The sequence below is a fragment of the Agromyces sp. H17E-10 genome (assembly GCF_022919715.1).
In the GTDB taxonomy this organism is placed as follows: Bacteria; Actinomycetota; Actinomycetes; order Actinomycetales; family Microbacteriaceae; genus Agromyces.
In genome coordinates this window covers 1,627,223-1,652,555 of sequence record NZ_CP095042.1, presented here as the reverse complement: position 1 = coordinate 1,652,555, position 25,333 = coordinate 1,627,223, and the positions used below count along the sequence as shown (strand labels likewise).

The 25,333-nt window shown below is 70.7% G+C and carries 22 protein-coding genes and 2 tRNA genes; 19 read left to right on the top strand and 5 right to left on the bottom strand.

Going from position 1 to position 25,333, the window contains the following annotated elements:
• Nucleotides 1–77 precede the first annotated feature (77 nt).
• A complete protein-coding gene (locus MUN74_RS07390; RefSeq protein ID WP_244855792.1) occupies nucleotides 78–1,664 on the top strand; it encodes an MFS transporter in 1,587 nt (528 codons plus the stop codon).
• 110 nt (nucleotides 1,665–1,774) lie between these two features.
• Here MUN74_RS07390 and MUN74_RS07385 read toward each other — a convergent pair whose 3' ends face one another.
• Nucleotides 1,775–2,782, bottom strand: a complete 1,008-nt coding sequence (locus MUN74_RS07385; RefSeq protein WP_244855791.1) for a diacylglycerol/lipid kinase family protein — start codon at nucleotides 2,780–2,782, stop codon at nucleotides 1,775–1,777.
• A 73-nt stretch (nucleotides 2,783–2,855) separates the two neighbouring features.
• Here MUN74_RS07385 and serS point away from each other — a divergent pair, with 73 nt between their 5' ends.
• The 10 genes from serS to MUN74_RS07335 all read left to right on the top strand — a co-directional run bounded on the left by serS (nucleotide 2,856) and on the right by MUN74_RS07335 (nucleotide 11,015).
• Nucleotides 2,856–4,124: a serine--tRNA ligase gene (serS, locus tag MUN74_RS07380; RefSeq protein WP_244855790.1), complete on the top strand. Its 1,269-nt coding sequence runs from the start codon at nucleotides 2,856–2,858 to the stop codon at nucleotides 4,122–4,124.
• Complete coding sequence (locus MUN74_RS07375) at nucleotides 4,121–4,981, top strand: HAD family hydrolase (RefSeq protein WP_244855789.1); 861 nt, start codon at nucleotides 4,121–4,123, stop codon at nucleotides 4,979–4,981. The genes serS and MUN74_RS07375 overlap by 4 nt, the downstream gene beginning before the upstream one ends.
• Before the next feature lie 65 nt (nucleotides 4,982–5,046).
• Entirely contained in the window at nucleotides 5,047–6,528 is a 1,482-nt protein-coding gene (locus tag MUN74_RS07370) for an LCP family protein (RefSeq protein ID WP_244855788.1), read from the top strand.
• A gap of 125 nt (nucleotides 6,529–6,653) precedes the next feature.
• Nucleotides 6,654–6,738: transfer RNA gene (locus tag MUN74_RS07365), tRNA-Ser, on the top strand.
• 76 nt (nucleotides 6,739–6,814) lie between these two features.
• Nucleotides 6,815–8,092: an LCP family protein gene (locus MUN74_RS07360; protein ID WP_244855787.1), complete on the top strand. Its 1,278-nt coding sequence runs from the start codon at nucleotides 6,815–6,817 to the stop codon at nucleotides 8,090–8,092.
• A 76-nt stretch (nucleotides 8,093–8,168) separates the two neighbouring features.
• Nucleotides 8,169–8,257: transfer RNA gene (locus MUN74_RS07355), tRNA-Ser, on the top strand.
• Nucleotides 8,258–8,314: 57 nt separating this feature from the next.
• The gene (lepB, locus tag MUN74_RS07350) at nucleotides 8,315–9,061 is read left to right on the top strand and encodes a signal peptidase I (RefSeq protein WP_370647360.1); all 747 of its coding nucleotides are present in this window, start codon (nucleotides 8,315–8,317) and stop codon (nucleotides 9,059–9,061) included.
• Nucleotides 9,062–9,114: 53 nt separating this feature from the next.
• Entirely contained in the window at nucleotides 9,115–9,615 is a 501-nt protein-coding gene (locus tag MUN74_RS07345; RefSeq protein ID WP_244855786.1) for a metallophosphoesterase family protein, read from the top strand.
• Between the two features lie 49 nt (nucleotides 9,616–9,664).
• On the top strand, nucleotides 9,665–10,543 hold the full coding sequence (locus MUN74_RS07340; RefSeq protein WP_244855785.1) for an alpha/beta fold hydrolase: 879 nt from the start codon (nucleotides 9,665–9,667) through the stop codon (nucleotides 10,541–10,543).
• A 52-nt stretch (nucleotides 10,544–10,595) separates the two neighbouring features.
• Nucleotides 10,596–11,015 carry a PPOX class F420-dependent oxidoreductase gene (locus MUN74_RS07335; protein ID WP_244855784.1) on the top strand — a complete coding sequence of 140 codons (420 nt, stop codon included), beginning with the start codon at nucleotides 10,596–10,598 and terminating at the stop codon, nucleotides 11,013–11,015.
• Nucleotides 11,016–11,087: 72 nt separating this feature from the next.
• Here the strand turns inward: MUN74_RS07335 and MUN74_RS07330 are convergent, their stop codons facing one another.
• The 3 genes from MUN74_RS07330 to MUN74_RS07320 all read right to left on the bottom strand — a co-directional run bounded on the left by MUN74_RS07330 (nucleotide 11,088) and on the right by MUN74_RS07320 (nucleotide 14,358).
• Entirely contained in the window at nucleotides 11,088–11,972 is an 885-nt protein-coding gene (locus tag MUN74_RS07330) for an anti-sigma factor (RefSeq protein WP_244855783.1), read from the bottom strand.
• On the bottom strand, nucleotides 11,969–12,559 hold the full coding sequence (gene sigK, locus MUN74_RS07325; protein WP_244856383.1) for an ECF RNA polymerase sigma factor SigK: 591 nt from the start codon (nucleotides 12,557–12,559) through the stop codon (nucleotides 11,969–11,971). The genes MUN74_RS07330 and sigK overlap by 4 nt, the downstream gene beginning before the upstream one ends.
• Before the next feature lie 65 nt (nucleotides 12,560–12,624).
• On the bottom strand, nucleotides 12,625–14,358 hold the full coding sequence (locus tag MUN74_RS07320) for a cytochrome c biogenesis protein CcdA (protein WP_244855782.1): 1,734 nt from the start codon (nucleotides 14,356–14,358) through the stop codon (nucleotides 12,625–12,627).
• Between the two features lie 144 nt (nucleotides 14,359–14,502).
• Between MUN74_RS07320 and MUN74_RS07315 the strand changes: the two genes are divergently transcribed.
• From MUN74_RS07315 to MUN74_RS07290, 6 genes are all read left to right on the top strand, one after another.
• Nucleotides 14,503–15,165, top strand: a complete 663-nt coding sequence (locus MUN74_RS07315) for a fasciclin domain-containing protein (protein WP_244855781.1) — start codon at nucleotides 14,503–14,505, stop codon at nucleotides 15,163–15,165.
• A gap of 107 nt (nucleotides 15,166–15,272) precedes the next feature.
• Nucleotides 15,273–15,686 (top strand): DUF4383 domain-containing protein, encoded by a 414-nt coding sequence (locus MUN74_RS07310; protein WP_244855780.1) that lies wholly within the window; start codon nucleotides 15,273–15,275, stop codon nucleotides 15,684–15,686.
• A 9-nt stretch (nucleotides 15,687–15,695) separates the two neighbouring features.
• The gene (locus tag MUN74_RS07305) at nucleotides 15,696–16,271 is read left to right on the top strand and encodes a hypothetical protein (RefSeq protein ID WP_244855779.1); all 576 of its coding nucleotides are present in this window, start codon (nucleotides 15,696–15,698) and stop codon (nucleotides 16,269–16,271) included.
• Nucleotides 16,272–16,361: 90 nt separating this feature from the next.
• A complete protein-coding gene (locus MUN74_RS07300; protein WP_244855778.1) occupies nucleotides 16,362–17,489 on the top strand; it encodes a DUF998 domain-containing protein in 1,128 nt (375 codons plus the stop codon).
• A gap of 220 nt (nucleotides 17,490–17,709) precedes the next feature.
• A complete protein-coding gene (locus MUN74_RS07295; protein ID WP_244856382.1) occupies nucleotides 17,710–19,248 on the top strand; it encodes a nucleobase:cation symporter-2 family protein in 1,539 nt (512 codons plus the stop codon).
• A gap of 146 nt (nucleotides 19,249–19,394) precedes the next feature.
• Nucleotides 19,395–19,826 (top strand): hypothetical protein, encoded by a 432-nt coding sequence (locus MUN74_RS07290; RefSeq protein ID WP_244855777.1) that lies wholly within the window; start codon nucleotides 19,395–19,397, stop codon nucleotides 19,824–19,826.
• A 341-nt stretch (nucleotides 19,827–20,167) separates the two neighbouring features.
• Here the strand turns inward: MUN74_RS07290 and ku are convergent, their stop codons facing one another.
• Nucleotides 20,168–21,121 (bottom strand): non-homologous end joining protein Ku, encoded by a 954-nt coding sequence (gene ku, locus MUN74_RS07285; RefSeq protein WP_244855776.1) that lies wholly within the window; start codon nucleotides 21,119–21,121, stop codon nucleotides 20,168–20,170.
• Nucleotides 21,122–21,235: 114 nt separating this feature from the next.
• Here ku and MUN74_RS07280 point away from each other — a divergent pair, with 114 nt between their 5' ends.
• Both MUN74_RS07280 and MUN74_RS07275 read left to right on the top strand, forming a co-directional pair.
• Nucleotides 21,236–23,752: an ATP-dependent DNA ligase gene (locus MUN74_RS07280; protein WP_244855775.1), complete on the top strand. Its 2,517-nt coding sequence runs from the start codon at nucleotides 21,236–21,238 to the stop codon at nucleotides 23,750–23,752.
• Nucleotides 23,753–23,931: 179 nt separating this feature from the next.
• Complete coding sequence (locus MUN74_RS07275; protein ID WP_244855774.1) at nucleotides 23,932–25,305, top strand: NRAMP family divalent metal transporter; 1,374 nt, start codon at nucleotides 23,932–23,934, stop codon at nucleotides 25,303–25,305.
• Nucleotides 25,306–25,333: the final 28 nt, after the last annotated feature.

Genomic DNA, 25,333 nt, shown 5'->3' with positions numbered 1-25,333 from the left:
CCGCTCCGGTGCGTTCGGGCGCCGTCGCCCGAACGGGGACTCTTCCGGTGCGACCGCGCGTTGTGGTTGCATGAGCCATGGACTCGAACGGTGCGCCCGGCGAGGTGCGGTTCAACGGCAAGCTGGCACTGCTGCTCGCGATGGCGATGTTCGTGCTCGTCGTCGACACGTCGCTCATGAACGTGTCGATCTCGGCCGTCGTCAACGACCTGCACACGACCGTGAGCGGCGTGCAGAGCGCGATCGCGCTCGAGGCCCTCGTCTCGGCGGCGTTCATCCTGATCGGCGGCAAGACGGGCGATCTGATCGGGCGCAAGCTCGCCTACATCCTCGGCCTGCTCGGCTACGCGGTGGGTGCGATCGCGATGGTGTTCGCGCAGGACCTCATCGCGATCATCATCTTCTGGGCCGTCGTCGGCGGCATCGGCGCCTCACTGCTGCTGCCGGCGATGCAGTCGCTCATCCACGGCAACTTCGAGGGCGCCCATCAGAAGCGCGTCTACGCCCTGGTCGGAGCGTCGGCGGCGATCGCCGCCGCGGTCGGGCCGCTGCTCGGCGGGTTCATCACGACGTTCCTCTCGTGGCGGGTCGGCTTCGCGCTCGAGGCGCTCATCATCGCCGTCGTGCTCGCGGGCATCGGGCTCGTGAAGGACGTGCCGTACCACGGTGACCGGTCGATCGACCTCGTCGGCGCCCTGCTGTCGATCGTCGGCATGGGCGGCGTCGTGACCGGCATCCTCGTCTGGCAGGAGGGCGGCGGCTACGTCGGGCTCATCATCGGCATCGGCGTGCTCGGACTGGGCCTCCTCGTCTTCTGGCTCCGCAGCCGCAAGCGTGCGGGCAAGCCCGTGCTGCTCGACCCCGCGCTCTTCGAGTCGAAGATGTTCCGTACGGGCGCGAGCGGTCAGTTGCTGCAGCAGATCGCGCTCGGCGGCACGATGATCGTGCTGCCGATCTACCTGCAGATGGTGTTCGAGTACAACGCCCTGCAGGCGGGCCTCTCGATCGCCCCCCTCTCGCTCAGCATGTTCGTCGTCGCGTTGCTCGCGGGGCGCGGACTGAAACGCCGCCCGGCGAGCATCATCATGTGGGGCTTCATCCTCGTCGTCATCGGCATCGCCGTGATCGTGCCGATCGTGCCGATCGCCGACTCGGGCTGGTACCTCACGATCCCGCTCATCGTCGCGGGCTGCGGACTCGGCTTCCTCGTGTCGCAGCTCAACAACTACACGCTCTCGCCGATCTCCGACGAGCGGGTGAGCGAGGCGGCCGGGGTGAACTCGGCGGCCGGATCGTTCGGACTCTCGTTCGGGCTCGCCTTCGCCGGTGCGATCATGCTCGCGACGCTCGCGTTCACGTTCACCGCGAGCGCCGAGGCGAGCTCGGTACTGAGCGCCGAAGAGGCGCAGCAGGTCTCGACCGTGCTCGAGGAGGACGCCGAGATCATGAGCGACACCGGCCTCGCCGAGCTGCTCGTCGACGAACCGGCCGACGTGCAGGCCGAGATCCTGCGCATCAACACCGACTCGCGGGACATCGCCCTGCAGGTGGCGCTCTTCGTGCCGATCCTGGCCGGGCTGCTCGGCATCGCGAACGGACTGCGCATGCGCCGGCTGCCCGACCCGAACCCGTCGTCGTCGGCCGAGGGGTCGATGCTCGGCTGACCGGGTCTCGATACGGCGCTGGCGCGCCTACTCGACCACCGGGGTGGCGCTGGCGCGCCTACTCGACCACCGGGGTGGCGCTGGCGCGCCTACTCGACCACCGGATCGGGTCAGCGCGGCACGCGCACGATGAGCGACGCCGGGTCGACCTCGAAGCGGGCGGCGGCGACCGTGCCGAACTCGTCGCCGTCGATCTCGAACTCCTGCGGCCCGCCCTCGATGACGAGGTCGACGGTGCGCCCGCGGGAGTACGCGACGACCTGGCGCCGGTTGCCGCCGGTGAGGTCGAGCACCTGCCGGCCGATCGCGGTCTTGCGCATCACCCGGTTCTCCCACGCGATGACGCGCCAGACGAACAACCAGCCGAACAGGTTGCGCGGCTGCAGTCGCACGACGTCGAGGCGTCCGTCGTCGATCTCGGCGTCGGGGATGAGCTCGAGGTTGCCCGGCAGGTAGCCGAGGTTCGCGACGAGGATGCTCGACACCCTCGACCGGTGGTGGCGGCCGCCGTCGAGCCGGTGCACGACGCGGAACGGCTCCGAGTTCGGCAGCGCCCGCAATCCCGCGTCGACGTACGCCAGCCAGCCGACCTTCTTCTTCAGGTCGGGGTTCGTGTTCGCGATCATCGTCGCGTCGATGCCGATGCCCGCCATCACGAGCGAGGCGTGCGACTCGGTCGTGCCGTCTGGGCGCCGAACCCGCGCGATGAGCACGTCGACCGCCCGGTCGAGACCGGCGAACGCGAGCACGACGGCGTCGTCGACGTCGTTGACGGGGATGTCGAGGTTGCGCGCGAAGAGGTTTCCGGTGCCGAGCGGCACGATGCCGAGGGGCACGCCCGTGCCCCGCAGGCCCGCCGCGACCGAGCGCACGGTGCCGTCGCCGCCGGCCGCGACCACGAGGTCGACGCCCTTTTCGACCGCCTCGCGGGCCATGCCCTTGCCGGGGTCGTCCTCTGCGGTGTCGATCCACAACGACGGCGCGAACCCCTGGCGCTCCTCGGCGCGCTCGACCGCGGCGCGCAGCGCGTCGACCCCCGACTTGGTGGGGTTCGAGATGATCGCCGCACGCGGGCGCGGCTCCGAGGCATCCGCCGTCGGTTGGTGGTCGGCCGTCACCCTGCCAACGGTACGGCACCGCGCCCGGGCGGTGGCTGAAGGGCGGGGGATGCCGCGGGCTAGACTTGCTCGGGTGATCGACCCCGTGCTGCTCCGCGAGAACCCCGACGTCATCAAGCGTTCGCAGGAGCTCCGTGGCGAGTCCTCGGCGTTCGTCGACGAGGCGGTTGCCGCCGACTCGGCCCGTCGCACCGCCATCACCGTCTTCGAGACGCTCCGCGCCGAGCAGAACGCGTTCGGCAAGCAGGTCGCGCAGGCTCCGAAGGAGGCGAAGGCCGAACTCGTCGCGCAGGCGCAAGAGCTGGCCGCGCGAGTGAAGGCGGCGAGCCAGGCCGCGAGCGACGCCGAGGCCGAGTTCACGCTCGCCGTGCAGAAGCTCGGCAACATCGTCATCGACGGCGTGCCCGCCGGCGGTGAAGACGACTACCTCGTGCTGCGCGAGGTCGGCCAGATCCCCGCGTTCGACTTCGAGCCCCGCGACCACCTCGAGATCGGCGAGCTGCTCGACGCGATCGACATGCAGCGCGGTGCGAAGGTGTCGGGCGCGCGCTTCCACTACCTCAAGGGCGTCGGCGCCCGCCTCGAGCTCGCCCTCATGACTATGGGGCTCGACCGGGCGATCGCCGCCGGATTCACCCCGCTCATCACGCCGACGCTCGTGCGCCCCGAGATCATGAACGGCACCGGGTTCCTCGGCGCGCACGCCGACGAGGTGTATTACCTGCCCGAGCAGGAGCTCTACCTCACCGGCACGAGCGAGGTCGCGCTCGCCGGCTACCACGCCGACGAGATCATCGACGTGTCGAACGGGCCGATCCGCTATGCCGGCTGGTCGACCTGCTACCGCAGCGAGGCGGGCTCGCACGGCAAAGACACCCGCGGCATCATCCGCGTGCACCAGTTCAACAAGCTCGAGATGTTCACCTACATCGACCCGGCCGACGCCGAGGCCGAGCACGAGCGCCTGCTCGCGTGGCAGGAGGGCATGCTGCAAGACCTCGGGCTCGCGTACCGCGTGATCGACACGGCGGCCGGCGACCTCGGCTCGAGCGCGGCGCGCAAGTACGACGTCGAGGCGTGGGTGCCGACGCAGAACGCGTACCGCGAGCTCACGTCGACCTCGAACTGCACGACCTTCCAGGCACGCCGCCTCGACATCAGGCACCGCACCGAGAGCGGCAAGACGGCACCGGTCGCGACCCTCAACGGCACGCTCGCGACGACCCGCTGGATCGTCGCGATCCTCGAGACGCACCAGCAGGCCGACGGCTCGGTCGTCGTGCCCGAGGCGCTGCGCGGCTACCTCGGCGGACTCGAGCGATTCGAGCCCGTCGCGCGATGAGCATCGAATCGAGCCCCGGTGGTCGAGTAGCGAGCGCCAGCGAGCGTATCGAGACCGCGGCCGAGCCGTGGTTCGTCGCACTCGACGTCGACGGCACGATCATGCACGAGGACGGCACGATCGACGACCTCGTCGCCGACGCCGTCGCCGCCGCCGAAGACCGGGGCCACCTCGTCACGCTCGCGACCGGCCGCTCGTGGGCGACGACGCGCCCCGTGCTCGAGCAGCTCGGGCTCACCCCCGAGTACGTGGTCTGCGCGAACGGCGCGATCACGATGCGTCGCGACGACACCGCCGAGGGCGGTTACTCGCGCGAGCACGTCGAGACCTTCGACCCGACCGCGGTGCTCGAGCGCATCCGCGCGTTCCTGCCGTCGGGCAAGTTCATGGTCGAGCTCGCCGACGGGTTCCGGCTCTACACGCGCGGCATGACCGAGTGGAACCTCGACAACGCCCGCGAGGTCGAGTTCGAGGGCCTGCTCGACCAGCGCGCGACGCGTGTCGTCGTCACGAGCCTCGAGCACGGGCTCGACGAGTTCTTCGAGATCGTCGACCAGATGGGCCTGCACCACGTGAGCTACGCGATCGGCTGGACGGCCTGGCTCGACATCGCGCCCGACGGGGTCAACAAGGCGACCGCGCTCGAGCGGGTCCGCGGCTGGCTCGGCGCCGACGCCGCACGGGTGCTCGCCGTCGGCGACGGCCGCAACGATCTCGAGATGTTCGCCTGGGCGGGCGCCGCGGGCCGGTCGGTCGCGATGGGCCAGGCGCCCGACGAGGTGCGGGCGGCGGCGCGTGAGGTGACCGGCGCGGTCGACGAGGCCGGGCTCGCCGCGACGCTCGACACGTTGCCCTGACCGGCGAATCACAGCCCGCGCGGGGGTGCGGGAAATAGAATCATCCGGTCGGGAGGGGAAACGACGTGGAGCAGAACGAAGGGCCGACGGCGGGGGATGCCGCGGCGCCGACGAGCCCGACCGACGAGGTCGACCTCGCCGACGGGTCCGGCGCTTCCACCGAACCGGACGGGCCGGCCGACGAACCCGGCACGCCGGCCGAACCGGACCGACCCGCTGAAGCGGATGGGCCAGGCGACGCGCCCATCGGCCCCGAGCCCACCCGTCACGGGCGCCTGCCACGGCACACGGGGCCGCGCGCGACGCTCAAGCTCGTCGCATCCGTCGTCGCCGTCGTCGCGGTGAGCGCGACCGCGGTCGCCGCCTACGCGGCCGTCGACCTCGTGGGCTCGGTCAAGCAGGGCGCCTCGCTCGCGAGCGAGGACATGCTCGACGGCGTGCCCGACATCGGCGCGATGGACGGGGGCCTCAACTTCCTGCTCGTCGGCAGCGACAAGCGCCCGGCCGACGGTTCGTTCGGCGACCCCGAGGAGGACTCGGGCATCCTCAACGACGTCAACATGCTCCTGCACGTCTCGCAGGACCACTCGCACGTCGAGGTCGTGAGCTTTCCGCGCGACATGATCGTGCCGGTGCCCGAGTGCCCCGACCCGGTCGACCCGACCACCGGCCCGCTGTCGGCGATGTCGGGCGTGCCGCTCAACAGCGTGTTGAGTCATGGTGGCCTGACGTGCGTCGCGATGACCATCGAGCAGCTCACCGGCACGAAGATCCCCGTCGCCGGCGTCGTCGAGTTCAAGGGCGTCGCCGCGCTGTCTGAGGCGGTCGGCGGCGTCGAGGTCTGCCTCGCCGACCCGATCGACGATCCCGCCTCGGGTCTCAAGCTCACGGCCGGCACGCACAGCATCAAGGGGTTCGAGGCGCTCGCGTTCCTGCGCACCCGCAAGGCGACGAACGACGGCAGCGACCTCGGCCGCATCGCGAGCCAGCAGGCGTTCCTCGCATCGCTCGCACGCACCCTGCAGTCGAGCGGAACCCTCAGCGACCCCGTGAAGCTGTACTCGATCGCGAAGGCCGTGCTCTCGAACATGGAGCTCTCGAAGGAGCTGCAGAACCCGGCGCGTCTCATGTCGATCGCACGGGCGCTCGCCGACACCGACCTGTCGAAGATCGCGTTCGTGCAGTACCCGACGGCGGGCTACGGCGACGGGGTGCACGTGGAGCCCGCCGAATCGGCCGAGGCGGTGAACCTCGCCCTGCAGGCGGACCGCCCCGTCGTGATCGACCCGACCGCGAACGACAACGCCGGCTACGGAACGTCGGACCCGACGACCCCCGCCGTCGAGGCGGCCACGACCGACGCCGACACCGAGACCGAGAGCGCCGAGGAGGCGCAGGCCGTCGACACGGGCACCGATTCGGGTGGGGATGCCGCAGCGCCGGCGTCGGCCGAGCCGGCGACGACGCCGGCCGAGGAGCAACTGCCTCCCGACGTCACGGGGCTCACCGGCACCCAAGTGCGCTGCGTGACCGGAAATGGCGACTGATCTCGCCTTCTTCCTCGCTTCAGGACTCTTTCAGGCGTGACTGACAGGCTGGCCCGAGCGCATTTCGGCTAGAATCGGGGCCTGCCTGCACGATCTGCTCCACGTCGGAGCGGTCGCACGGGCATGGAGGGCTGTCCGAGCGGCCGATGGAGCTGGTCTTGAAAACCAGTGGGCAGAAATGTCTCGTGGGTTCGAATCCCACGCCCTCCGCGCGACACGACACGAGAGGACCACGGTGAACGAAGCGTTGCGACCCAGCTCACGTCGCGCCGCGAAGAACCCCGCGGTGGCGCGCCACGGCCGACTCCGTCGTCGCTCGATCGGACGCACGCTCGCGAAGGTCGTCGCCTCGGTCGCGGCCGTCGCCCTCGTCTCGGGCGGAGCCGTCGCGGCCTACGCCGCATGGGACCTCGCCAACACGCTGAAGCCCACCGTCTCGCTCGGCAACGCCGACGTGCTCGAGGGCGTGCCCGACGTCGGTGCCATGGAGGGCGGCGTGAACGTGCTGCTCATCGGCAGTGACAGCCGTGAGGGGCAGGGCGACGCGTTCGGCGACCCCGACGAAGAGACCGCCGTGCTCAACGACGTGACGATGCTGCTGCACATCTCGCAGGACCACTCGCACGTCGAGGTCATCAGCTTCCCCCGTGACATGTTCGTCGACGTACCCGCCTGCCCCGACCCGGCCGACCCCGCCGGCGAGCCGCTGTACGAGCAGTACGGCGTGAAGATCAACTCGGTGCTCGACTACGGCGGCATGGCGTGCGTGGTGAAGACCGTCGAGCAGCTCACCGGCATCACGATCCCGTTCGCGGGCACCGTGCAGTTCCTCGGCGTCGCCGCGATGAGTGAGGCCGTCGGCGGCGTATCGGTCTGCGTCGCCGAGCCGATCGAAGACGAGCACACCAACCTGTACCTCACGGCCGGCGAGCACTCGCTCAAGGGCATGGAGGCGCTGCAATTCCTGCGTACTCGGCACGGCGTCGGCGACGGCTCCGACCTCGGGCGCATCTCGAACCAGCAGGTGTTCATGTCGTCGCTCGTGCGCAAGCTGCAAGACGGCGGCACGCTCGGCGACCCCGTCGCGCTGTACTCGATCGCGAAGGCCGCGCTCGCGAACATGGAGCTCTCCGACACCCTCGCCGACCCCACGACGATGGTCTCGATCGCGAAGGCCGCGAAAGACATCGACCTCTCGAAGATCGCGTTCATCCAGTACCCGACGGGTTACGTCGAGGGCGGCGTCGTGCCGAGCGACTCGGCCGAGATCGTGAACACTGCGCTGCAGCAGGACATCCCGGTGACGTTCGACCCCACGGCCGACGACGCCACGTTCGCCTCGGCGGGCGACCCGACCGCGCCGCCCGTCGACCCCGCGACGACCGACGGCGAGGCGGCCCCGGCCGCGCTCTCCACCGAGGAGAGCGGCGAGGAGGCTCCCGCGGAGGACACCGCCGAGGTGCCCACGCCGGCCCCGTCGACCGAGCCGCTGCCGAGCGACGTCACCGGCCAGACAGCGGCCGAGACCAGGTGTTCCGCGGGCCGTACGCTCGAAGACCAGTAGCCGATCTCGCCCGAATCGTGTTTCGGCCGGGCATCGGGTTATGATGGCTGTCGCGTGTGCGCTTGCGTACCCGCGAGGAGACGTCGCATAGTCCGGTCGAGTGCACCACCCTGCTAAGGTGGAGTCCCCGTAAGGGGACCGCGGGTTCAAATCCCGCCGTCTCCGCACTTCGAAGCCCCTCGTTCTCGAGGGGCTTTCGTCGTCCACTGGAGGAGGCCGGGATTGTCCGCTGATGCCGCCGATGCCGGGGCCGACGAAGCGCCTCCTGCAGCTTCGCGTCGGAGGCGGCATCCGGGCCTGCTGTTCGCACGCGATCTCGTGGTGATCGCCGTCGTCGCGATCCTCGTCTCGTTCCTCATCAAGACGTTCCTGGTCCGGCCGTTCTACATTCCGTCGCAGTCGATGTCGCACACGCTCGAGATCGACGACCGCATCATGGTGAACGAGCTCGTGCCCGACGTCGTGCCCATCGCGCGGGGCGACGTGGTGGTGTTCGAAGACCCGGGCGGCTGGCTGGACGCACGGCCCGAGCCGCCGAAGCCGCCGCTCGCCGCCGCGGTCGACTCGTTCCTCGTGTTCGTCGGACTCGCCGCGTCGGACTCCGACAGTGATCTCGTCAAGCGCGTCATCGGCCTGCCCGGCGACCACGTCGAGTGCTGCGACGAGCGCGGGCGGATGAGTATCGACGGCGTGCCGCTCGACGAGCCGTACATCTCGTTGCCCGGCGGGGAGACGCGGGCGTCGAAGACCGACTTCTCGGTCACGGTGCCCGACGGCGCGCTCTGGGTCATGGGCGACAATCGCGACGACTCCCGCGACTCGCGCTACCAGACCGAGACGCCGTCGGAGGGGTTTGTTCCGATCGAGAACGTGATCGGCCGCGCGTTCGTCGTGAGCTGGCCGATCGACCGCTGGGCCTGGCTCGGCGACTATCCCGAGACCTTCGCCGGCGTCAGCGACCAGGGGTAGGAGCCGCTGGCTCCGATGTTGATCGGCCACTGTCTCGGGCGCAGGATGGACGGGTGGTCACGAACCTGCTCCTGCTCGCCGACAGCCATGTCCCGACGCGGGCTCGGCGGCTCCCGGATGCGGTCCTCGATGCCGTCGACCGCGCCGACGTGGTCGTCCACGCCGGGGACTGGACCGACCTCGCCACCCTCACGATGCTCGAATCGCGCGCCAGCCGGCTTTACGGGGTGTGGGGGAACAACGACGGACCGGAGTTGCGGGCACGACTTCCCGAGGTCGCTCGATTCGAGGTGGAGGGCGTCACGCTAGCGGCCGTCCACGAGACGGGTCCGGCGAGGGGGCGCGAGGAACGCATGGACTCGGAGTTCCCCGATGCCGATGTGCTCGTGTTCGGACACTCGCATATCCCGTGGGACACGGTGTCGCCCGCCGGGATGCGGTTGCTCAATCCGGGGTCGCCGACCGACCGGCGACGCCAGTCCGTCTGCACGATGATGCGCGCAGTGGTCGACGGCGACCGCATCGAGGTCGAGCTCGTCCCCGTGTCTCGCTGATCGGACGACGACTCCGCCGGGCGACGGTGGCTCGGCGTACCGTCGAAGGGTGTTCGAGGGTTTCGAAGAAGACGTGATCGAGCTCGGTGAGACCTCGGTCTTCGTACGGCACGCCGGTGAGGGGCCGCCGGTCGTGCTGCTGCACGGACACCCGCGAACCTCGGCGACCTGGCACCGGGTCGCGCCGCAGCTGGTCGCTGCGGGCTTCCAGGTGTTCTGCCCGGACCTCCGCGGTTACGGCCGCTCCCGAGGGCCGTCGCCGACACCCGACCACACCGCCCACAGCAAACGCGCGTCGGCCGGCGACATCGTCGCCGCGATGGGCCGCCTCGGCGTGGAACGGTTCCACCTCGTCGGTCACGACCGCGGCAGCTACGTCGCGATGCGTCTCGCGCTCGACCACCCGCACGCGGTCGACCGGTTGGTGCTGATGGACTGCGTCCCGATCAGCGAGCACCTCGCCCGGGCCGACGCCCGGTTCGCGACCCGATGGTGGCACTGGTTCTTCTTCGCCCAGCCCGACGTGCCCGAACGCGTGATCGGTGCCGATCCCGACGCCTGGTACGGTCCGAAGGCCGATCCCGAGAAGATGGGCGCGGCGAATCATGCCGAGCTCATGCAGGCCGTCCGTCGCCCCGGGACGATTCGCGCGATGCTCGAGGACTACCGCGCCGGTCTCACCGTCGACCGTGACGACGAGCTCGCCGATCGAGCCGCCGAGCGCCGGATCGAGGCGCCGCTCCTGCTGCTCTGGGCGCTTCGCGACGATCTCGAGGAGCTCGTCGGTGACCCCCGCGACATCTGGCGCACCTGGGCGCACCGAGTCGAAGGACACGGCATCGATGCCGGCCATCACCAGGCCGAGGAGGCACCCGACGAGGTGACCGAGGCGCTCCGTCACTTCTTCGCCACCGAAGGCGAACACTGACGAGGCAGTGACGGGCGGTTCGGCGGCACAGCTGCCTCGGTACCATTGCCGGGTGCGCGAGTTGACGGATGCCGGAGTCGAGTTCCTCGCCGAACGGCACCTCGCAACGCTCTCGACGCTGGCTCCGTGGGGCGGCATCCACGCGGTGCCGGTCGGGTTCACCCTGCACGGCGGCGTGCTCCGGATCATCACCTCCGGCGATTCGCAGAAGGTGCGAAACGTCCTGCGGGATCCAACGGCGACGGTGAGCCAGGTCGCCGGTGCCCACTGGGTCGCGTTCCAAGGCCTGGCAACGGTTCACGACGACCCGTCCGAAGTCGAGCTGGCCGTCGAGCTGTACGCGAAGCGCTATCGACGACCGCGCGAGAACCCTCGGCGCGTGACGATCCACGTCGTACCGCAGCGGCTGTTCGGCAGTGCCGCGATGGTCGGGCCGCACGGGGCGGAGGGCTCCGTGCGGGACCCGCGCTGAGCGATCGCACGCGCGAGCGTCGCAGGCCGGGCCGCGCGAGCGTGGCCCGTGGCGGCATCACGGACGCGCGGCTCAGGTCGGGATGACCGCGATCGGGTCGGTCGTCGGCTGCTCCGAACCGCCCTCGGGCTCGATCGTGATGCCGACCGCGACACCCGGCGCGAAGTCGCCCTGCAGGATGCGCCACGTCTCTTGGCCGTGCACGTCGAAGGTGCCGGCGGATGTCGCGCCCGACTCGTCGATGTACCAGAGTTCGTAGGTGCGGTCATCGCCGGCGGCCGGGAGGCCCTCGGCGATGATCGCGCTGCGCCCGGCCTCGGCCGACCAGACGAGCGTCACCTCGCCGCCGCCCGAGACCTCGGACGTCGTCCGCTCGGCGTCGGGCGCCGCAGCGAGCGCCGCCATCTCGCGCTGGGCGCCCCACCCGTTCGGTCCAGCCCAATTGAGGCCGACCACGACGCCGCCGATGACGAGCAGCACGGCCGCGGCCGACGAGAGCACGATGGCGATGTGGTTGCGGCGACGCCGTCGGGCGGCGAGTTCGTCGACCGGTGGCTCACCGGCCGGCGCTCCGGCCGACCGTTCGGCCGGCGCCTCGGCCGGCTCGGATGCCTCGGGGGCCGACCCGGGCACAACGTTCTCGGCACGCGACGGATCGTCGACGGCCGGGATGCTCCCATCGACCGACACGACCGGGCGCTCCTGCGGGGTCGCGTCGAGACGGGCGAACAGGTCGGCCTTGAGGCTCGGCGGGGGAGCGACCGGCGGCAGCGATTCGCCGAGGGGTGCGGCCGCGGCGCGGAAGGCCTCGACCTCCGCCCGGAGCTCGGGCGAGGCCTCGAGGGCGCGCTCGAAACGGAGCCGGTCGGGCTCGTCGAGTGCCCCGAGCGCATACGCGGGCGCGAGGTCGCGCAGGTCGTCGGGGTCCACGTCGCCCCGGTCGTCGGGTCGGCTCATGTCGTCACCCCCAGCAGCTCTCGGAGTCGGATCATGCCGTCGCGCAATCGGGTCTTCACGGTGCCGAGCGGCAGACCGAGACGTGCGGCGATCTCGGACTGGGTGCAGCCGTCGTAATAGGCGAGCGAGAGGCACTCGCGTTGCGCCGGACTCAGGCCCGCGAGGGCCCCGCTCACCCGCTCGTGCTCGACGGCGATCTCCGCAGCCTCGGCGACGTCGTCGACCGGCACGTCGAGATCGCGGACGCCCGCCTTCAGGTCGCGCTCACGCGACGCCTGCACCGACCGCACCCGATCGACGGCCCGCCGGTGGGCGAGGGTCAGCAACCAGCTGATCGCGGCCCCGCGTGCGGGGTCGAAGCGGGCCGCCGTCTGCCATGCCTCGAGGAACACGTCCTGGGTCACCTCCTCGGCCTGCGCGGCATCGACGAGCACGCGACGGACGAGCCCGAAGACCCGTGCCGCCGTTTCATCGTAGAGGCGGCTGAAGGCGTCGCGGTCGCCCGATGCGGTCGCGACGAGCAGATCGTCGAGCGCGCTCGTGCGCGATTCTCGCTGCGCTCCGGCGTCGACCACGGCATCCAGCATGGCAGAGCCGGCGAGTGACCACCGGCCCTGGCGGACCGGCGCGGCAGATGGTACGAGCGCATGGGTCATCCGAACGTGAACGAGTAGGCGTCGACCCCCGCGGGGACTTCGACGGTGAGCGAACTCGTCGACGGGGCATCCGACTCGCGCAACAGGTACGACCGCGGGACGCCGGCGACCTCGATGCGTCGATCGCGACCGCCGTCGCTGACGACGACCGTGCCGTCACCCCCGAGCACCATGCGCACCTCCCGGGCGTGATACCGCAGGTGAACGGATGCCTCGGCGGAGCCGGCCGCGGGGGTGATCGACTGCGTCCCCAGTTGCCAATCGCCGTCGAGGGCGAAGGAGTCGCCCGGTTGGTCGGTTGGCGGCTCGAAGCTCGTCGTCGCCCGCCGATAGGGCTCGACGCCCGCGAAGTTCACCTGCTTGGTCGTACCGAGGTAGGTCTCGGGCGTGGTCGATCCGGCCGTCGGCGTCTCGTCGGCGAGGTCGGTCGGGCCGGGCAGCGCGACGTCGGGGTCGGCATCGACGAGCAGTTCGCGGATCAGCCGCTCGGTGCGGTCGTAGTGGCCCTCGCCGAAGGCGACGTGCCGCACCGTTCCGTTCGCGTCGATCAGGTAGTGCGCGGGCCAGTACCGGTTGCGATAGTTCGTCCAGGTCGACAGCGAGTCGTCGAGCGCCACCGGGTAGTCGATGCCGAACGACTCGATCCCGGCGGCGACGTTGCGCGGCTCCTTCTCGAAGGCGTACTCGGGCGAATGGATGCCGATGACGGTGAGGCCCGCATCGCGGTACGCCTCGTCCCACGCGACGACGTGCGGGATGGAGCGCTGGCAGTTGATGCACGAGTACGCCCAGAAGTCGACGAGCACGACCCGCCCGCGCAGCTCGTCGAGGTCGACGGGCGCGCCGTCGGCGGTGTTGAACCATTGGCGGATGCCGCGGATCGACGGCGCCCGACCGCACGACTCGAGCTCGGCCGCGCCGTTCGTGCACTTCGAGAGCTCGCGGTTCTCGTCGGTGACGAGGCCGCCGAGGTCGAGCGCCTCGGTCACCTCCTCCGACTGGGCGAGCTGCCGCTGCAGGTCGGCGGTGTAGTCGGGCACGAGCCGCTGCAGCACCTGCGGCAGGTTGAACGCGAGGCCGACGGCGAGCGCGATCATCACGACGCCGCCGGCGATGCGGATGCCGCGCTGGTGGCGGCGGAACGACGCGAGCCGTTCGGCCATGCCTCGGCCCGCGAGCGCGAAGAAGAGCAGCGGTGCCGCCGCGCCGATCGCGAACGAGATCGTGAGCACGACGGTCTCGACGCCGATCCGCCCGGTCGATCCCGCCACGGTGATCGCCGCGAGCACGGGGCCGGCGCACGGCACGTACACGGCGCCGAGTGCGAAGCCGAGGCCGAACCCGCCGCGGTCGGTGCCGACCGACTTGCGCGGGATCCACGCGAACGGCCGCTCGAGCAGCTCCTCGAAGCGGGGCACGATGAGCCCGACGCCGATGAGCACGAGCACGACGAGGCCGGCCCAGCGCAGCACGTCCTGCGGCAGGCCGAGGAGGCCGAGCAGCAGCGATCCGGCGAGGGTGACGAGGCTGAAGCTCACGACGAGGCCCGCGATCACGAGGTAGGGCCGCCACCAGCTCGGTGACCTGCTGCCGGGATCCGTGCCGGTCGCGTCACCGCGGGCGCTCTGCGCGCCTCCCGAGAGCAGGATCACGGGCAGCACGGGAAGGATGCACGGCGAGATACCGGTGATCAGGCCGCCGGCAAGGCCGATGAGTGCGAGTGCGAGCACGGGGTACCTCGTTTCGTGGGGTCGACAGTGGTTCGGAGCCGAGCTCCCAACCGATTGGTCGAAGAACGTCCAATCCGACTGGCCGGCGCCTCCGAATCCCTGTCGACGGCCCGCACGGGGCCGCGTACTCGAAGGAGGAGATCCATGCGATCCATCCGCAGCACCCGCACCGTCCTCGCCGTGTTCTCGATCACGGCCGTCGCCGCGCTCGGCCTCGCCGGCTGCAGCGCGGGCGACACCACCGCCGAATCCGACGAGCCCGCCATGTCCGAGGAGGCCACGCCGACCGAGCAGGCCATGGAGGCCGATCCCGCGGCCGACCTCGTCGGGCCGGGGTGCGCCGCCTACGCCGAGGCGGTGCCCGACGGCCCCGGCTCGGTCGTCGGCATGTCGCAGGACCCGGTCGCCGTGGCCGCGTCGAACAACCCGCTGCTGACCACCCTGGTCGCCGCGGTGTCGGGACAGCTCAACCCCGACGTGAACCTCGTCGACACGCTCAACGGCGACGAGTTCACGGTCTTCGCGCCCGTCGACGACGCCTTCGCGAAGATCGACCCGGCCACGATCGAGTCGCTCAAGACCGACGCCGACACGCTGACGTCGATCCTCACGTACCACGTGGTGCCCGGCCAGCTCTCGCCCGACGAGGTGGTCGGCACGCAGACCACCGTGCAGGGCGGCACCGTGGAGGTCACGGGATCGGGCGACGAGCTCATGGTCAACGACGCCGCCGTGATCTGCGGCGGGGTGCACACGGCCAACGCCACCGTCTACCTCGTCGACTCGGTGCTCATGCCGGCCATGTGACGTGACCGGCCCGCCCCGGGCGATCGCCCGGGGCGGACCGATCCGAGGAGCGACACGCTCCGAACCACATCTGACGCGGCATCCGCCGCCCGTCTCCAGGAGGAATCATGCGCAACTCACCGAATCGCATCGTCGGCGTCGTCTTCGGCGCGGTCTACCTGCTCGTCGGCCTGCTCGGCTTCGCCGTCACCGGCGGTGTCGGCTTCATCGCCACCGAAGGCGGATTGCTGCTCGGCATCTTCGCGGTGAATCCGCTGCACAACATCGCCCACCTGCTGATCGGCGGCGCGCTGCTCATCGCGGGCATCGTGGGCGCCCGCGCGGCGAAGGTGGTGAACACCGTCATCGGTGCGGCCTACCTGCTGCTCGGCATCCTCGGGTTCTTCCTCGCGGGAACCGCGGCGAACATCCTCGCGCTGAACACCCCCGACCACTTCCTGCACCTCGCGAGCGCGCTCGTGCTGCTCGGCGTCGGTCTGGGAACCGAGCGTGCCGGCGCCACCCGGCCGCTCGCCGCGTAGGCGCGACTGATGTCGGCGCGATCCACGATTCCCCGGTTCGTGCGCGGCTGGCCGATGCTCGCCGCGCTCGGCGCGGGCCTCGTGCTGATCGCGACCGCGGCCGGTGCGCTCGACGCCACCGGTCGGGCTTCCGGTGTCGGCGGGGGAGCCGGCGCCGGAGGCATCGTCGCGGCCGCGGTCCTGGTCGGATGCGGCGTCGCCGCGTTCGGCTGGGCCGTGGTCGCGCTGCATGCCGGTCGCCTCGTCGCCCCGCGGGCGGCGCTCGCCGTGTCGCTCGGCCTCGTCGGAGCGTCGGCGATGCTGCTCGCCACGGGGACGGGACCCTCGCTCGGCGTCGCAGTGCTGCCGCTGCTCGCGGGCGCCGCCTTCGCGCTCGTCGTCTCGGCGGGTGCCGCGGCCCGGCTCCGCGGGGGACGACGACGCCGTACCGGCGTGCCACGAGGCGGCTCGGTGATCGGCATGGTCATCGGCGCCGCCCTGGTCGCGGCGCTCGCGACGCCCGCGCTCGCGGCCACGGCCGCCGGCGAGCTGGCCGTTCCGCACGGGGAGCTGCACGATCCGGGCCACCGGCACGCGGGGAGGTGAGCGACTTCCGCGCGCCCCGCCCCGCGGGCGCGTCGAACGGTCGAGAATCGAAGCGTCACCGCCCGCAGCACCGTTCGCGAAGGAGGCGCCGTGATCCCGCACTCCCGTCCGGCGCGTCGCGAGGCCATCGCCGGCAGCCCGGCCGCACGAGTCGAGGCGCGGGCGGAGCGCTGGGGGCTCGCCGCGCTCGTGGGCGGGCTGCTCATCACCGTCATCCTCATGTCGGGCACGCGCGTGGCGCTCGCGGGTGCCGACTCGCTCGGCAACCTCGCCGCGTGGACGGCGGCGGCGTTCGCGGGTGTCGCGTTCGCGGCATCCTTCATCGTCGAATCGTGGCGCGGGCACGCCGACTGGCGCCGACGCCTGCCGTTCGTGAAGCGGGCCGTCGACCTCGTCGCGATGTCGCTCGCGATGGCGATGCTCGCCTACCTCGTCGTGCTCGCGGTGGCCAACCTGTTCCAGCTGGGGTTCCGCGGGCTCACGGTCGATGCGCTCGGCGGGGGAGCGCTCGCGGGCGCAGCCGCGGCGGCGGCCACGTACGCGTCGGCGCTGTCGGGCGCTCGCGTCACGACCGACGGGCTCGCGACGCTCGCGACGCTCGTGCTCTTCATCGGCACGATGGCGAGCATGCTGAGCTCGCCCGATGAATCGTGGTGGCAGCTGCACTTCTCGCAGCTCGGCAACCTCGCCGACGGTGCGGCGTACCGGTTCAACCTCGCCCTCATCCTCACCGGTCTCGTCGTCACCGTGCTCGCGAACTACGTCGGACACGACCTCGAGCAGGGTCTCGTGGCGCGGGGCGTCGATCCGCGCTGGCGGGTGCGGCTGCTCGCCTGGCTCTTCGCCGGCATCGGCATCTGCATGACGGTCGCGGGCATCGTGCCCGACGCGGTCAGTGTTCCGCTGCACGTGACCGCGGCGACGGGCATGGTCGTCGTCTTCGGCGTGTTCGTGTTCTGCGCGGTACGCGTGCTCCCGGGTCTGCCCGCCGAGGTCGCCGGCTTCTCGCTCTTCGTCGTGATCGGCATCCTCGTCGCGGTCGCGCTGTGGGTGCCGATCGGCTACTTCAACCTCACCGGCACCGAGTTCATCGCCGCGGGGTTGCTGTTCGCGTGGCTGCTCGTGTTCGTGCGCGCGATCAGCGCCTACTCCCACGGCGACCCGAATCTGGATGCCCCGGTGCCGGCGCGGCCGATCGACGAGTCTTCCGCCGGATAGTTGCGAGCGGCCGCTGCGGCCGATGCCACGCGAGCCGTTCGTCACGAAGGGGTTGACAGATGATCTGTCCAAGCGTTCACTTGTCTTCACTCAGTGGAAAACGACTTCCGTAATGTGAAAACAGAGATGTTCGCACACAGGGCGGGGGCACGGACGAAGGACAAGCAGTGAGGCTTGAAGCATTCTCCCTGAGCTCGGAGGCGCGGTGCGTCGCATGAGCATGAAGATCACGAAGCGGGCCACCCGTGCGCGAAGCGCCGGCGACGGCACCGTGAACGCACCACGTCCTGAGGACGAGCGGCTGAAGATCAGCACCTCGTTCGCCTTCGGGCTCCAGCACGTGCTGACGATGTACGGCGGCATCATCGCTCCGCCGCTCATCGTGGGCTCGGCGGCCGGACTCTCCGCAGCCGACATCGGCCTGCTCGTCGCGGCCTGCCTCTTCGTGGGCGGCGTCGCGACCCTCCTGCAGACGATCGGCATCCCGTTCTTCGGTGCGCAGCTGCCGCTCGTGCAGGGCGTCTCGTTCGCGAGCGTCGCGACCATGGTCTCGATCGTCAACGGCGGCGGCATCCAGGCGGTCTTCGGTGCCGTGCTGGTCGCCGCGGCCATCGGATTCCTGATCACGCCGATCTTCTCGAAGATCATCAGGTTCTTCCCGCCGGTCGTCACCGGCACGGTCATCACGATGATCGGCCTCTCGCTGCTGCCGGTCGCCGCGAACTGGGCGATGGGCGGCAACCGCGAGGCCGCGAACTACGGCAGCATGGCCAACATCGGTCTCGCCGCCCTCACGCTCGCGATCGTGCTGCTGCTCTCGAAGCTCGGCAACGCGGCGGTCTCGCGCCTGTCGGTGCTGCTCGCGATCGTCGTCGGCACCCTCGCCGCGATCCCCATGGGCATGGCCGACTTCTCGAACGTGGGCACGGGGCCGGTCTTCGCCTTCCCGACCGTGTTCGCATTCGGTCCGCCCGTCTTCGACATCGCCGCGATCGTGTCGATGCTCATCGTCATCCTCGTGATCCTCACCGAGACCACCGCCGACATCCTCGCCGTCGGCGAGATCGTCGGCACCAAGATCGACGCGAAGCGCATCGGCAACGGACTCCGCGCCGACATGCTCTCGAGCATGATCTCGCCGCTGTTCAACTCGTTCCCGCAGAGCGCGTTCGCGCAGAACGTCGGCCTCGTCGCGATCACCGGCATCAAGAGCCGCTTCGTCGTGAGCGCCGGCGGCGCGATCCTCATCGTGCTCGGTCTCCTGCCGATCCTCGGCCGGGTCGTGGCCGCCGTGCCGCCCGCCGTGCTCGGCGGCGCCGGCATCGTGCTCTTCGGCACCGTCGCCGCGAGCGGAATCCGCACCCTGTCGAAGGTCGACTACCGCGGCAACATGAACCTCATCATCGTCGCCACATCGATCGGCATCGGCATGCTGCCCATCGCGGCGCCCGCGTTCTACGACCAGTTCCCGAGCTGGTTCTCGACGATCTTCCACTCGGGCATCTCGTCGGCGGCCGTCTCGGCGATCCTGCTCAACATCCTGTTCAACCACGTCAAGGCGGGCAACTCGAAGAACTCCTCGGTCTTCGTCGCATCCCCGCCCCGAATGGTGCGCGAGGAGGAGCTCACCGCCCTCGAGGACGGCGACTACTACCTCGGCGGCAAGCTCATCGCGGCCGACGGCCGCGAGGTGAAGATCATCCCGACGGGCAGCATCCCGGCGATCCTCGACGATGACGATCCGCCGAAGCGCGACTGACGGGGTGGCGTGACCGCGCCGTCGCCCGGGGCCCGTGGGGTGGCGCCGGGCGGCGGCGCGATCTGTGCGTGGAGGCGTGTCGGCGCTCCTCACTAGACTTCTGGAGTCACATTCGATTTGGGGGACTTGCCACCATGCAGAAAATCATGAAGACTACCGCGCTGCTGTTCGCCGGTGCACTGCTGTTCACCGGCTGCGCGTCGAACGGTTCGGGCGACGGCACGGCGACCACCGCCGCCGCCGACGACTGCGAGACCATTCGCGTCGCCGTGCGCGACATCTCGAACGGCGCGCAGAACGCCGTGATCACGGGCACCGAGCAGGCGGCCGTGCTCGAGAAGCTCGACGGCTACTCGACGCGCCTCGACGACCTCGCCACCGAGTACGCCGACAACGAAGACGTCACCGCCGCGATCGGCACCCTGCAGGAGAAGGTCACCGCGGCAGAAGACTACGCGAAGACCCTCCCGACGGCGCCCGACGACACCTTCGAGGCCGACGCCGACGCGCAGGCCGCCGTGACCGGCGACATCCAGGCCGCCGCCGTCACCGTCACCAAGGCGTGCACGGGCGAGTAATCACCTTCCGCACCGCGACGAGCGCGCGGCATCCGTTCATCGGATGCCGCGCGCTTTCGTCTGTGCGGTCGGCGCAGGCCGACTGCCTCGGGCCGTGCTGCCCGTCGGCCGTGGTCGCAATCACGAGAACTTGCAGGATGAGCCGTCCGGCACCGCCGTATGCGGGGGTGCTCACCGGATGGTCCTGTAACTGTGCCTGGTGGCCGGGGCGCTTCGTGCGCAGGCGGCCGAACTTGCAGGATGAGCTGTCCGGCACCGCCGTATGCCGGGGTGCTCACCGGATGGTCCTGTACCCGTGCCTGGTCGTGTGCCCCGGTGGGGGCCAGGCGGTCACGGGTCGCTCAGGCCGTCTTCGACTTCTTCGGCTTGTCGGCCTTGTCGGCCTTGTCGGCCTTGTCGGCCGACGACTTCGCCTTCGCGGATGATTTCGGCTTGGCCGAGGCATCCGCCTTCGCCTTCGCCGTGCCCCTTCCGCCGGCCTTCGTGCCGGAGCCGCCCGTCTTCGCGCCTCCGCGCTTGTCGGCGATCGAGCGGCGCAGCGCCTCCATGAGGTCGATGACCTCGCCGCCCTCGCCCTCCTCGGGTTCCTCGCCGAAGGTCGCGGCGGTGTCGAGCGCCTCGCCCTGCTCGAGCTTCGCCTCGATGAGCGTGCGCAGCTCCTTCTGGTACTCGTCGACGTACTGCTCGGGCTCGAAGTCGCTGACGAGGCTCTCGACGAGCTGCTTCGAGAGGTCGAGCTCCTTCGCCGAGATCTTCACGGGTTCGTCGAGCGACGCGAACTCGGCCGCGCGCACCTCGTCGCTCCAGAGCAGGGTCTGCACGACGAGCACGTCGCCGCGCACGCGCAGCGCAGCGAGCCGGGTCTTCTGCCGCAGCGCCATCTGCACGATCGCCGTGCGGTCGGTCGACTCGAGCGTCTCGCGCAGCAGCACGTACGCCTTGTTCGACGCCGAGTCGGGCTCGAGGTAGTAGCTCTTGTCGAGCATGAGCGGGTCGATCTGCTCGCTCGGCACGAACTCGACGACCTCGATCTCGCGGCTGCGCTCGGCGGGCAGCGACTTCAGGTCTTCATCGGTGATGACGACGGTGCGTTCACCGTCGTCGTACGCCTTGTCGATGTTCTGGTAGGCGACGACCTTGCCGCACACCTCGCACTTGCGTTGGTACCTGATGCGCCCGCCGTCCTCGTCGTGCACCTGGTGCAGGGACACGTCGTGGTCTTCGGTCGCGCTGTACAACTTGACGGGCACATTGACGAGGCCGAATGTGACCGCCCCTTTCCAGACGGCTCGCATACCCACCAGTACACACCCGAGGGATGCCTCGTGGGAACCCGCGGCCCCAACCTCGAGTCGCCCGAATATGCGCAGAACCGGGCAACTCGGGGCTGAGACGGGCAGGATGGGGGCATGGCCGATGGGGAGCGGCAGCTCGTGGAGGTCGAGGGCCGGCGGCTCAGGCTGACGAACCTCGACAAGGTCATGTATCCCGAGACGGGCATGACCAAGGGCGAGGTGATCTCGTACTACGCCGAGATCGCCCCGTTCATGCTGCCCCACGTCGCCGGGCGACCGATCACCCGCAAGCGCTGGGTGCACGGCGTCGGCACCGCCGGCGACCCGGAGGCGCCGTTCTTCGAGAAGGCGCTCGCCGACCACGCGCCCGAGTGGATACGTCGCGGCGTGATCCAGCACTCCGACGGGCCGAAGACGTACCCGATCGCGGGTGATCGGGCGACCCTCGTCTGGCTCGCGCAGCAGGCTGCGCTCGAGCTGCACGTGCCGCAGTGGCGCTTCGCGCCCGACGGCTCGGTGTCGAACCCCGACCGCATGGTGTTCGACCTCGACCCCGGGCCCGGCATGGGCCTCGCCGAGTGCGCGGAGGTCGCCCGGTTCGTGCGCGAGCTCGTGGCCGGCATGGGGCTCGAGGCGATGCCGGTGACGAGCGGCAGCAAGGGCATCCACCTGTACACGGCGCTCGACGGCGGTCAGACGTCGCAACAGGTCTCGGATGTCGCGCACGAACTCGCGCGCGCCCTCGAGGCCGACCATCCCGAGCTCATCGTGTCGAGCATGCGCAAGTCGCTGCGCACCGGCCGCGTGCTCATCGACTGGAGCCAGAACAACGGCAAGAAGACGACGATCGCCCCGTACTCGCTGCGGGGCCGGTCTCACCCGACCGTCGCCGTGCCGCGCACCTGGGAGGAGCTCGACGACCCCGGGCTGCGCCACCTCGAGGCGCACGAGGTGCTCGAGCGGGTCGCCGAGATCGGCGACCCCATGGCCGGGCTGTCCGGGGATGCCGCCGGCGACGACCCCCTCGCGACCTATCGCTCGATGCGTCGGGCGGGGCGCACGCCCGAACCGATGCCCTCCGGTGGTCGAGTGGCGACGAAGGAGCGTTTCGAGACCGGGTCGCGCGGTCTCGATACGCGTGCTCCGTCGTCGCTCGCTGCTCGACCACCGGAGGAGGCACGCTTCGTGATCCAGGAGCACCACGCCCGCCGGCTGCACTTCGACCTGCGGCTCGAACGCGACGGCGTGCTGAAGAGCTGGGCCGTGCCGAAGGGCGTGCCCGAGACGTCCGGCACGAATCACCTCGCCGTGCAGACCGAGGATCACCCGATCGAGTACCTGACCTTCGCGGGCACGATTCCGTCGGGCGAGTACGGTGCAGGGTCGATGACCGTGTGGGACACGGGCACCTACGACGCCGAGAAGTGGCGCGACGACGAGGTCATCTTCACCCTCGACGGTGCGACCGGCGGACCGCTCGGCCGGGTGCGGCTCGCGCTCATCCGCACCGACGGCAGCGGCGAGAAGAGCTCGTGGCTGCTGCACCGGATGAAGGAGCAGGGTGCGGCGAGCAGCAGGTTGAGGAGCGACGAAGGAGCGTCTCGAAACCCATCGCAGCGGGGCACCGGGTTTCGAGACGGCGCTGGCGCGCCTCCTCGACCACCGAAAGGGCCGGTGCCCGAGAAGCCCATGCTCGCGACGGGCGGCACGCTCGGCATGCTGCGGGGCGGCGACTGGGCGCTCGAGTGGAAGTGGGACGGCATCCGGGCGCTCGCCCGTGTCGAGGGCGGCGTCGTCCGCCTGCGCAGTCGCAACGGCATCGACGTCACGGCCCGCTACCCCGAGTTGCACCGGCTGCCCGAGATCGTCGACGGCGACGCCCTGCTCGACGGCGAGATCGTCGCGCTCGACGAGGCGGGCCGACCGTCGTTCGGCGTGCTGCAGCAGCGGATGGGGCTCACGAGGCCCCGCGAGATCACGGCGGTCGCAGCATCCGTGCCGGTTCGCCTGCTGCTGTTCGACGTGCTCGAAGCGGGTGGCGAACCGCTCGTCGACGAGCCCTACCGAACCCGGCGCGCACGGCTCGAGGCCCTGGTGCACCCGCGTCACGGCATCCCCGTCGAGGTGCCCGCACTCGCCGACGGCGAGCCCGAGGCCGTGCTCGAGGAGAGCCGGCTGCTCGGGCTCGAGGGGGTCATGGCGAAGCGGACCGACTCGACCTACCGGCCCGGTGCGCGCTCCGACGACTGGCTGAAGCTCAAGCTGACGCGCACGCAGGAGGTCGTGATCGGCGGCTACCGGCGCGGGGTCGGCACGCGCGAGGGGCGCATTCGGTCGCTCCTCGTCGGCATCCCGGGGGAGGCGGGGCTCGAGTACGCCGGTCGGGTGGGCTCGGGGTTCCGCGAGCGCGACCTCGACCGGCTGCTCGAACGCCTCGACGGGCTCACGCAGCCGAGCTCGCCGTTCGTCGAGGTGCCGGCGACCGACGTCCGCGACGCGGTCTGGGTGCGCCCCGAGCTCGTCGGCGAGATCGAGTTCGGCGAGTGGACCGGCACGGGCGTCGCCCGGCACCCGCGTTGGCGGGGCCTCCGGCCCGACAAGACGCCCGCCGACGTGCAGCGCGAGGTGTGAGCCGCCGCTGACGCGGGCTCACGCCCCGAGTCGCCGAAAACTGCTCTTCCACGGCCGACGAACGACATCTTCTGGCGACTCGATGGGCTTGCCGGGGTGGGCGTCGGAACGGCGTCAACCGGTTGAGGGCGCATCACCGCGCGGCCTAGCGTGGGCAGCGGATGGCGGCAGGAGGTGCGATGGGCAGGCGCAGGCACGACGAGGATGCCGCGGGGCGGGACGTCCCCGCCGCGGAGCCGCAGGAACGGGGCGACGACGCCGAGCAGCCCCACGGCATCCGCCGAGTGCTGCGCCTGCTCGGCCCCGGGCTCATCACGGGCGCCTCCGACGACGATCCCTCGGGCATCGCGACCTATGCGCAGGCCGGAGCGACCTTCGGCTACGGCACGCTCTGGACGGTGCCGTTCGTGCTGCCGCTCATGATCGCCGTGCAGGAGATCTGCGACCGCACCGCCTCGGCGACCGGCAAGAGCCTCGGTGCGCTCGCCCGCAGCCGCTTCACGGGGGTCGGGCGCTGGGTCGTGCTGCTGCTGCTCGTCGCCCTGTTCGCCGCGAACGGGCTGAACGTCGCCGCCGACCTGCTCGCCGTCGGCGAGGGGATGGCGCTCGTGGGCGCCGGCCCCGCGCACATCTGGAGTGCGGTCGCGGGGCTCGGCATCGGCGCCGCGCTCTTCTTCGGGTCGTTCGAGATCGTGGCGAAGGTCATCCGCTGGCTCTGCCTGAGCCTCTTCGCCTACGTCGGCGTGCTGATCGTCGCGAACGTCGACTGGGGCGACGTGCTGCGCGGCCTCGCCGGGCTCGACTTCAGCCTGTCGCCGGCGTATCTCGGCATGATCGTGGCGATCCTCGGCACGAGCATCTCGCCGTACCTGTTCTTCTGGCAGACCGAGGACCGCGTCGAGGAGCTCCGCGACGAGCCCGAAGGCGGTGACGAGCCGGTGCCGCTGCAGCAGCGCCGACGTCGGAGTGCGAGACGCCGGCTCGTCGACACCCGCGCCGACGTCGTCGTCGGCATGGTCTTCTCGGTCGTCGTCATGTTCTCGATCGTGGTTGCGACCGCGGCGACGCTCGGCGCCGAGGGCAAGAAGGTCGAGAGCGCCGCCGACGCCGCGGCCGCGCTCGAGCCCATCGCCGGTCCCGCGGCATCCGTGCTGTTCGCCCTCGGGTTCATCGGCTCGGGCCTGCTCGCCGTTCCCGTGCTCATCACCGCGGGCTCTGCCGCGCTCGCCGCGCTGCTCGGCAAGGAGTGGAGCCTCGCGCACTCGCCGCGCCGCGACCCGTTCTTCTACACGCTCATCGGCATCGGCACGGTCGGCGGGGTGCTGCTCGCCACGTTCTCGACCGACGCGGTGGGGCTGCTCGTGTTCAGCGCGCTCATCAACGGGATCGTCGCGGCGCCGTTCCTCGTGATCGTCATGATCATCGCGCAAGACAGAACAATCATGGGCCGGTACCGGGTCGGCCCGCTCGCCGCGACGTTCGGCTGGATCACCGCCGCCGTGATGAGCGTCGCGAGCGTGATCGGCATCGCGCAGACGGTGTTGGGCGGCTGACCAGCCGGCGCCGGTCATCCGGCGTCAG

What these genes read in the sequence shown, in the direction of transcription:
- MUN74_RS07295 (WP_244856382.1), top strand. Translation starts at nt 17,710, where the DNA reads ATGAAGATCACGAAGCGGGCCACCCGTGCGCGAAGCGCCGGCGACGGC.
- MUN74_RS07315 (WP_244855781.1), top strand. Translation starts at nt 14,503, where the DNA reads ATGCGATCCATCCGCAGCACCCGCACCGTCCTCGCCGTGTTCTCGATC.
- MUN74_RS07290 (WP_244855777.1), top strand. Translation starts at nt 19,395, where the DNA reads ATGAAGACTACCGCGCTGCTGTTCGCCGGTGCACTGCTGTTCACCGGC.
- MUN74_RS07330 (WP_244855783.1), bottom strand. Translation starts at nt 11,972, where the DNA reads ATGAGCCGACCCGACGACCGGGGCGACGTGGACCCCGACGACCTGCGC.
- ku (WP_244855776.1), bottom strand. Translation starts at nt 21,121, where the DNA reads ATGCGAGCCGTCTGGAAAGGGGCGGTCACATTCGGCCTCGTCAATGTG.
- sigK (WP_244856383.1), bottom strand. Translation starts at nt 12,559, where the DNA reads ATGCTGGATGCCGTGGTCGACGCCGGAGCGCAGCGAGAATCGCGCACG.
- MUN74_RS07310 (WP_244855780.1), top strand. Translation starts at nt 15,273, where the DNA reads ATGCGCAACTCACCGAATCGCATCGTCGGCGTCGTCTTCGGCGCGGTC.
- MUN74_RS07280 (WP_244855775.1), top strand. Translation starts at nt 21,236, where the DNA reads ATGGCCGATGGGGAGCGGCAGCTCGTGGAGGTCGAGGGCCGGCGGCTC.
- MUN74_RS07375 (WP_244855789.1), top strand. Translation starts at nt 4,121, where the DNA reads ATGAGCATCGAATCGAGCCCCGGTGGTCGAGTAGCGAGCGCCAGCGAG.
- MUN74_RS07305 (WP_244855779.1), top strand. Translation starts at nt 15,696, where the DNA reads ATGTCGGCGCGATCCACGATTCCCCGGTTCGTGCGCGGCTGGCCGATG.
- MUN74_RS07390 (WP_244855792.1), top strand. Translation starts at nt 78, where the DNA reads ATGGACTCGAACGGTGCGCCCGGCGAGGTGCGGTTCAACGGCAAGCTG.
- MUN74_RS07275 (WP_244855774.1), top strand. Translation starts at nt 23,932, where the DNA reads ATGGGCAGGCGCAGGCACGACGAGGATGCCGCGGGGCGGGACGTCCCC.